The sequence below is a fragment of the Anaeromyxobacter sp. PSR-1 genome, from assembly GCF_000964525.1.
GTDB lineage: Bacteria > Myxococcota > Myxococcia > Myxococcales > Anaeromyxobacteraceae > Anaeromyxobacter.
This window is the reverse complement of the sequence record NZ_BAZG01000201.1, coordinates 1-7,834: the sequence shown is the minus strand read 5'-3', so window position 1 is coordinate 7,834 and position 7,834 is coordinate 1. Positions and strand designations below refer to the sequence as shown.

Genomic DNA, 7,834 nt, shown 5'->3' with positions numbered 1-7,834 from the left:
GCGGTCGCCGCGCCGGCGGCGCCCCCGGCCGCGCCCGAGGAGCCCGGCCGCCCCGGCGTGCTCCACGTCACCGCGACGCCGTGGGCCTACGTCCAGGTGGACGGGCAGGGCGTGGGCGAGACCCCGGTCACGCGATCGCTCGCGCCGGGGACGCACCGGGTCCGCGTGAGCCACCCCCGGTACGGCGCGCGCGAGCTGACGGTCGAGATCGCGCCGGGCCGCCGGACCGACCGGCACGCCAACCTGACGCTCCGGTAGCGCCGCTCCGCCCGGCGCCGCGCCCGCCGCCCGCGGGCGGGATCCCGATCCGCTCACCCCCCCGCTCACCCCGGGTACGGCCGTGTCGCAGGCGCGCCCGCGCCCCAGCGCCGCGGCCACGCCCCGCCCGTGCGCGCCTTCGTCCATTGACGTTCGCCATTCAATGGCTTAGCCTCGAAATCAAGTTTTCGATGTTCAACTCTCAAGCGAATCGATCGAGTGGATTTGCTCCGCAACGACGAGATCGCCCGCCTGGAGCGGGAGCGCGCCGGCGGGATCACGAGCGGTGAGGTGGTCCGGCTGTTCGAGTCGCGGGGCGCCCGCCTGTCGGCGGCGACCTTCCGGAAGTACGTGCAGCTGGGGCTGCTGCCCCGGAGCCGGCGGGTGGGCCGCAAGGGCAAGCACACCGGCTCCACCGGCCTCTACCCGGTGTCGGTGGTGCGGCGCATCGCGCTCATCAAGCGGATGATGGCGGAGGGCTACACGGTCGAGGACATCCGCGGCAGCTTCGTGACGGTGCGCAACCGGCTCGAGGACGTGGAGCAGGGGCTCCACGCGCTGCTGGCGGAGCTGGCGGAGAAGGCGCGGTCGCACCCGCGCCGGAAGCGGTTCGAGGACGAGCTCGTGCAGGCCGAGCGCCAGCTGAAGGCGGCGCTCGGGCGGATCGAGCGGGTGGGTGGCGCGGTCGCGACGGTGGGCGCGGACGAGGCGGTCCGGGCCGGCTAGCGGCAGCGGTGGGTGGTGCCCGAGGTGGATGGTGGCCGGTGCCCTCCGGGGCGCCGCAGGTGGAGAGGGAGGGCAGGGGATGAGCGAGGCGAAGCGCAGCGCGGAGCCCGCGCCGGAGCGGCAGGGGCTGGAGCCGGAGGCCGAGGAGACGGCGGCGGGTCAGGACGCGGGGGAGGGGCAGCGCGGGCGGCGGCGCTCGAAGACCATGTCGCGCAAGGAGATCGCGCGCGAGCTGCGGCGCCAGCGGGCGTTCGGCCTGGTCGACCCCGAGCTGGACGAGGTGATGAAGGAGATGGAGGCGCGCCGCCCGCGGTCCCGGGCCGAGTGCGCCAACGGGCCGCGGCCCTGCATGTTCATCTCCTGCAAGCACCACCTCTACCTGGACGTGAACCCGTCCACCGGCTCCATCAAGCTCAACTTCCCCGACCGCGAGGTGTGGGAGCTGGGCGAGACCTGCGCGCTCGACGTGGCCGACCGGGGCGGGATCACGCTCGAGGAGGTGGGCTCGATCATGAACCTCACCCGCGAGCGCATCCGCCAGGTCGAGACCCGCGGGCTGCTCAAGCTGCGCGCCATCGCCGAGGACGAGCCGCGGACCGCGGCGGATCTCGCCGCCGAGGAAGACGGGTTCTGATCGAACGGGGCTGCGCCCCGCCCCGCGGACCCTGAGCTCGCCGAAGGGTCCGGCGGGGCCCCGCTGCGGCGGGGCCTTGGCCACCCACGCCCTTGAAAGGTGTCGCCGCGAGCGTTACAAGGGCGCCCTCCCACGGAGGAAGCCCGACATGACTCGCCGCGCGCTCGTCTCGGTCTCCGACAAGACCGGTCTCGTTCCTTTCGCCAGGCGGCTCGCCGCCCTCGGCGTGGAGCTGCTCTCCACCGGCGGCACGCAGAAGGCGCTCGCCGAGGCCGGCGTCCCGGTGATCGGCGTGGGCGACTACACGCAGGCCCCGGAGATCCTGGGCGGCCGCGTGAAGACGCTCCACCCGCGGGTGCACGGCGGCATCCTCTACCGGCGCGGCCTCGCCTCCGACGAGGCGGACGTGAAGGCGCGGGACATCCCGCCCATCGACCTGGTGGTCGTGAACCTCTACCCGTTCCGCGAGGCGGTCGCCGCCGGCAAGCCGTTCGAGACCTGCGTCGAGGAGATCGACATCGGCGGGCCGACCATGGTGCGGAGCGCCGCCAAGAACTCGGCGCACGTGGGCGTGGTGGTCGATCCGGCCGACTACGAGAAGGTGGCGGCGGAGCTGGAGGCGACGCGCACGCTGTCGGACGCGACGCGCTTCTACCTGATGAAGAAGGCGTTCGCGCACACCGCCGCGTACGACGCCGCCATCTCCGAGTACCTCACCGCGCGCGAGGCCCCCGAGGCCGCGCCGGCGCACTTCCCCGCCACGTTGGCGGCGGTCTACACGAAGGCGTACGACCTGCGCTACGGCGAGAACCCGCACCAGGCCGGCGCGTTCTACCGCGCGGCCCGCGAGCCGGAGGAGCCGAGCGTCGCGTTCGCCCAGGTGCTGCAGGGCAAGGAGCTCAGCTACAACAACCTGCTCGACCTGCAGGCCGCGCTCGCCGGCGTGATGGAGTTCGACGAGACCGCCTGCGTCGTCATCAAGCACAACACGCCCTGCGGCGTGTCCACGGGCCGCACGGCGGGCGAGGCGTTCGCGCGCGCCCGTGAGTGCGATCCGGTCTCGGCGTTCGGCGGCATCGTGGCGCTGAACCGGCCGGTGGACGAGGCCACCGCCTCGGAGCTGACCAGCCTGTTCCTCGAGTGCGTGATCGCGCCCGGCTACGACGCCGCCGCCCGCGCCGCGCTGGCGGTGAAGAAGAACCTCCGCCTGCTCGAGGCCCCGCGGCTCGGCGCCGCCCGCGCCACGTGGCGCCGGCGCCCGGAGGAGGGGCGCGAGCTCCGCTCCATCCCCGGCGGCCTGCTGGTGATGGACCGCGACCTGGGCTCGGTCCGCCGCGAGGACTGCAAGGTGATGACGAAGCGTGCGCCCACCGAGCAGGAGTGGAAGGACCTGCTGTTCGCCTGGAAGGTCGTGAAGCACGTGAAGTCGAACGCCATCGTGTTCGCGAAGGACGACCGGACCGTGGCGATCGGCGGCGGCCAGACCAGCCGGGTGGAGTCGGTGAAGACCGCGGTCATGAAGGCGGCGCTCGACGTCCGCGGCTCCTCGGTGGGCTCCGACGCGTTCTTCCCGTTCGCCGACGGCGTGGAGGAGATCATCAAGGCCGGCGCCACGGCCATCATCCAGCCCGGCGGCTCGATGCGCGACGCCGAGGTGATCGCCGCCGCCGACAAGGCCGGCATCGCCATGGTCGCGACCGGCATGCGGCACTTCCGGCACTGATCGCCGGCCACGCGGCGGCGGCGACCCCGCCCCCGCCGCGCGGGGACCCCCTCGGTGCGCGCCTCCGGCGGCCCTCCCGCCGCGGCGGCCCGTGGTATAAGCCCGGGTTCTCATGCGAGTCCTCGTCGTCGGATCGGGTGGCCGCGAGCACGCGCTCGCCTGGAAGATCTCGAGGAGCCCGCTGGTGCGGGCCCTCTTCGCCGCGCCCGGCAACCCGGGCATCGCGCGCGTCGCCACGCTCGTCCCGCTGGCCGCGACCGACGTGGCCGGCCTCGTCGCGTGGGTGCGGCAGAACGCCATCGACCTGGTGGTCGTCGGCCCGGAGGCGCCGCTCGTCGCCGGGCTGGTGGACCGGCTCCAGGAGGCCGGCGTCCCGGCGTTCGGGCCCGCCGCCGCCGCGGCCGAGATCGAGGGCTCGAAGGCGTTCGCCAAGGACGTGATGCGGGCGGCCGGGATCCCGACCGCGGAGTACGAGACGTTCGAGGAGGTCGCGCCGGCGGTCGCATGGGCGCGGGCCCGCGACGGCCGGGTGGTGGTGAAGGCCGACGGCCTCGCCGCCGGCAAGGGCGTGGTGGTGTGCGGCGACGCCGCCGAGGCGGAGGCCGCGCTCCGCGCCATGCTGGTGGACCGGGTGCACGGCGGCGCCGGCGCCCGGGTGGTGGTGGAGGAGCGGCTGGAGGGCCCGGAGGCGAGCTGCATCTGCTTCACCGACGGCGAGCGGGTCCGCCTGCTCGCGGCCGCGCAGGACCACAAGCGCATCTTCGACGGCGACCGCGGGCCCAACACCGGCGGCATGGGCGCGTTCTCGCCCACGCCGAACGTGACGCCCGCGGTGGCCGAGATGGTCGAGCGCGACGTGCTGCTCCCGGCGGTGCGGGAGCTGGCCCGGCGCGGCCGCCCGTTCCGCGGCGCGCTCTACGCCGGCCTGATGCTCACGCCGCGCGGCCCGCGGGTGCTCGAGTTCAACGCGCGCCTGGGCGACCCCGAGACCCAGCCCATCCTGCTCCGCATGGCGAGCGACGTGGTGCCGGCGCTGCTCGCGTCGGCGCGCGGCGACCTCTCCGGCGCCGAGATCGCGTTCGACCCGCGCGCGGCGGTGGGCGTGGTCCTCGCCGCCGAGGGCTACCCGGGCGAGGTGGCGCGCGGCGACGCCATCGACGGGCTGGACGGCCCCTTCGACGAGGGCGTGCAGGTGTTCCACGCCGGCACCGCCGCGGACGCGGCCGGCCGCGTGGTGACGAGCGGCGGGCGCGTGCTGACGGTCTGCGCGCTGGGCCGCGATCTCGACGACGCCGCGGCGCGGGCCTACGCCGCCACCGGCCGGATCCGCTTCCGCGGCATGCAGTACCGAAAGGACATCGGCAAGAAGCCATGAGCGAACCCAAGGTGCTGATCCTGATGGGCTCCGACTCGGACTGGGAGGCGATGTCGGAGGCGCGCAAGGCGCTCGAGGACATGGGCGTCGCGACCGAGGTCCACGTGTCGTCCGCCCACCGGACGCCCGAGCGCACCGGCAAGCTGGCGCGCGAGGCGGCCGGCCGCGGCATCCAGGTGATCATCTGCGGCGCCGGCTCGGCCGCGCACCTCGCCGGCGTCTGCGCCGCCGAGACCGAGCTGCCGGTGCTGGGCGTCCCGCTCGCCGCGAGCGACCTGAAGGGCCTCGACGCGCTGCTCTCCACCGCCCAGATGCCGGCCGGCGTGCCGGTGGGCACGCTCGCCATCGGCAAGGCCGGCGCCCGCAACGCCGGCCTGCTCGCCGCGCGCATCGTGGCCCGCGCCGATCCCGAGGTGGCGGAGCGCGTGCGCGCGCAGCGGCGGAAGATGGCCGAGGAGGTCGAGGCGAAGGACGCCGCGCTCCAGGCCAGGCTGGGCGCGAAGGGATAGCCGGGCGCGTGGGCCTGATCGACCGCTACCTGGCACGGGAGATCCTCCTCCCGTTCGCCGCGGCCCTGCTGTTCCTGACGCAGATCCTGCTCGCCACGCAGATCCTGGGGCAGGCGGACGTCCTGTTCGGCTCGGGCGTCTCGCTCGTGGACGTCGGGCTGGTGATGCTGTCCCTCATGCCGCACCTGCTCGGCTACGTCATCCCGGTGGCGTTCCTGCTGGGCGTGGTGCTCGGGGTCGGGCGGCTGGCGGAGGACCGCGAGGTGGTGGCGCTCGGGGCGGCGGGGCTGTCCCCGGTGCGCCTGGTGCGCGTGCCGCTGCTCCTCGGCCTGGTGGTGGCGGCGCTGGGCGCGTGGCTGTCGCTCTCGGTCGAGCCCGCCAGCATCCGGGCCGCGCGCCTGCGCCTCAACGACGTGGTGAAGCGCAACGTCACGAACGACGTCCGCGGCGGCACGTTCTACGACCAGATCCCCGGCTACACGATCTACACGGAGCGGGCGCGCGGCGGCCGCTGGGAGAACGTGCTCATCCAGGACCGCTCCAACCCGGACGCGCCCATGCTGGCGCTCTCGCGCCGCGGCCGCCTCGAGCCGGTCGGCGCGGGCCAGGACATGCGGCTGGTGCTGGAGGAGGGCGAGGTGCACCGCGAGGAGGTCGGCACCGCCGACTACGCCTCGGCCGCGTTCGGCAAGGCCGAGCTGCTGGTCGGGCTGGGCACCGCGCTCAGCGATCGCAACGTGCTCGCGAAGTCGAGCCGCGAGGCGACCGTGTCCGACCTGCGCGCCCGCGCCGCCGCCGCGCGCGAGAAGGGCGACGTCATGGAGGTGCGCCGGCAGGAGGGCTACCTCCACCGCAAGCTCTCCGCGCCGCTGGTGGTCGTCGCCTTCGCGCTGCTCGGCGTCCCGCTCGGCGCGGAGCGCCGCGGCGGCCGCGCCTTCGGCATCGGCGCCACCTTCCTGCTGGTGGTGCTGCACTACCTGCTGCTGCGCGGCGGCGAGGTGCTCACGCAGCTCGGCCACCTCCCGGCGGCGCTGGCGCTGCAGCTCCCGAACCTGGTGCTGGGCGCGGCCGGGCTGGTGCTGGTCCTGCTCATGGCGCGGCGCGGGCCCGAGGCGGTGCGGTGATCCTGTTCCGCTACGTCGCGCGCCGCATGCTCGGCGCGTTCCTGGTGGCGCTGGCCGGCGTGGTCGGCATCTACCTGGCGGTGGACTTCGTGGACAACGCCGCCGCGTACACCGGCGCCGGCTGGCTGCCGGCGGTGCTGCAGCTCTACGCGTACAAGGCCGCCGGCGTCACGTACATGGTGGCCCCGGCGGCGCTGATCCTCGGCGCGGGCATCGCCACGTCCATGTTCCGCCAGACGCGCGAGTACACCGCCATGCGCGCGGTGGGGCTCGGCCCGTGGCGGCTGGCGGTCCCGGTGCTGGCGGTGACGCTGCTCGCCGGCGGCGTGCTGGTGGTGCTGAACGACGTGGTGGGCGTGCAGGCGGCGGAGCGCGCCGAGGAGATCACCGCGCACCGCTTCGCGCGCGGCGGCAACCTGCGCCGGTTCCTCGCCGCGCGGGAGCCGAAGCGCTGGTTCCGCGGCGTGGACGGCAAGCGCGTGTACCACCTGCGCGGCAACCTGCCCGACGGCGGCTTCGAGCGCGTCACCGTGTACGAACTCTCCGAGGCGTTCACGCTGGCGCGGCGGATCGACGCCGCGCGGATGCACCCCGACGGCCGGGCCTGGATCCTGGAGGACGTCGAGGACCGGACCTTCCGGCCGGACGGGTCGATGGCGCTGGAGCGGGCGGAGCGCAAGCGGTACGCGTTCGACGAGCCGCCCGACGCGTTCGCCGTCATCGCCGGCAAGCCCGACCAGATGCGCTGGAACACGCTCATCCGGCAGATCGGGATCCGCAAGCGGCTCGGCCAGCCGGTGACCGAGTTCCAGCTCGAGCGCTACGACCGGCTCGCGTACCCGTTCGCCGGCATCCCCGGCGCGCTGCTGGCGCTGGCGCTCGCGCTGCGGCGCGACCGCAAGGGGCACCTGTCCGCGGCGCTCCTCGAGGCGGTGGGCGTGACGCTCCTGTTCTGGGGCATGCAGGGCGTGAGCGAGGCGCTCGGCCTGTCCGGGCGCGTCGCCCCGTGGGTCGCCTCCTGGGCGCCGAACCTGGTGTTCCTGGCGCTCGGCGCGATCGCGGTGCACCGGGCGCGGTGACCCGCCCGGCGCCCCCGCCCCCAACACCCCGCTCGCGCCCGGCCGCCCGGCGCCCCACCTTGCGCCCGAGTGCGCCGGGCCGAAGCGGTGGTCGTTCACGCGGAGGGAGGGCGGGCCGAGGCGGCCCGCGCGGTGCTCGTGCGCCTGGCCTGGGCCGGCGCCGCGCTGACCGCGATCTCGCTCCCCGTCTCCATCGCCGGGATGCAGATCGGCGCGGGCGTCGCGCTGGGGGCGCTCCTCCTGCGGCGCGCCGCCGGCGGGCGCGGGCCGCGGGTCGCGGCGCCGGGCGCACAGGTGGCGCTCGCGACGGTGGTGCTGCTCGGCGCGGCGCTGGCGTCGATCGCGATCGCGGCGCTGGCCGGCGCCGGCGCGGGGCGCCTCGATCACGTGCTCTACGCGCGGGGCC

8 protein-coding genes and 1 pseudogene are annotated in these 7,834 nt (G+C 75.2%); all 9 read left to right on the top strand.

What is annotated here, in order from left to right:
- Positions 1-258 (top strand): PEGA domain-containing protein (locus PSR1_RS20035; protein ID WP_152643395.1); only part of this gene is annotated, 258 nt, incomplete at its 5' end.
- A 219-nt stretch (positions 259-477) separates the two neighbouring features.
- A complete protein-coding gene (locus tag PSR1_RS20030) occupies positions 478-984 on the top strand; it encodes a MerR family transcriptional regulator (RefSeq protein WP_059439169.1) in 507 nt (168 codons plus the stop codon).
- A gap of 79 nt (positions 985-1,063) precedes the next feature.
- Complete coding sequence (locus tag PSR1_RS20025) at positions 1,064-1,618, top strand: sigma factor-like helix-turn-helix DNA-binding protein (RefSeq protein WP_082100318.1); 555 nt, start codon at positions 1,064-1,066, stop codon at positions 1,616-1,618.
- Positions 1,619-1,766: 148 nt separating this feature from the next.
- Positions 1,767-3,341: a bifunctional phosphoribosylaminoimidazolecarboxamide formyltransferase/IMP cyclohydrolase gene (gene purH, locus PSR1_RS20020; protein WP_059439168.1), complete on the top strand. Its 1,575-nt coding sequence runs from the start codon at positions 1,767-1,769 to the stop codon at positions 3,339-3,341.
- Between the two features lie 112 nt (positions 3,342-3,453).
- The gene (gene purD / locus PSR1_RS20015) at positions 3,454-4,716 is read left to right on the top strand and encodes a phosphoribosylamine--glycine ligase (protein WP_059439167.1); all 1,263 of its coding nucleotides are present in this window, start codon (positions 3,454-3,456) and stop codon (positions 4,714-4,716) included.
- A complete protein-coding gene (purE, locus tag PSR1_RS20010; RefSeq protein WP_012525445.1) occupies positions 4,713-5,225 on the top strand; it encodes a 5-(carboxyamino)imidazole ribonucleotide mutase in 513 nt (170 codons plus the stop codon). Before purD ends, purE begins: the two co-directional genes overlap by 4 nt.
- Before the next feature lie 8 nt (positions 5,226-5,233).
- Entirely contained in the window at positions 5,234-6,349 is a 1,116-nt protein-coding gene (locus PSR1_RS20005; RefSeq protein ID WP_059439166.1) for an LptF/LptG family permease, read from the top strand.
- Positions 6,346-7,428 (top strand): LptF/LptG family permease, encoded by a 1,083-nt coding sequence (locus PSR1_RS20000; protein WP_059439165.1) that lies wholly within the window; start codon positions 6,346-6,348, stop codon positions 7,426-7,428. The genes PSR1_RS20005 and PSR1_RS20000 overlap by 4 nt, the downstream gene beginning before the upstream one ends.
- 69 nt (positions 7,429-7,497) lie before the next feature.
- Positions 7,498-7,834: pseudogene (locus PSR1_RS19995) on the top strand (polymerase); the annotation flags it as partial.

Coding starts and splice junctions, on each gene's coding strand:
- PSR1_RS20025 (WP_082100318.1), top strand. CDS start 1,064: ATGAGCGAGGCGAAGCGCAGCGCGGAGCCCGCGCCGGAGCGGCAGGGG.
- purH (WP_059439168.1), top strand. CDS start 1,767: ATGACTCGCCGCGCGCTCGTCTCGGTCTCCGACAAGACCGGTCTCGTT.
- purD (WP_059439167.1), top strand. CDS start 3,454: ATGCGAGTCCTCGTCGTCGGATCGGGTGGCCGCGAGCACGCGCTCGCC.
- purE (WP_012525445.1), top strand. CDS start 4,713: ATGAGCGAACCCAAGGTGCTGATCCTGATGGGCTCCGACTCGGACTGG.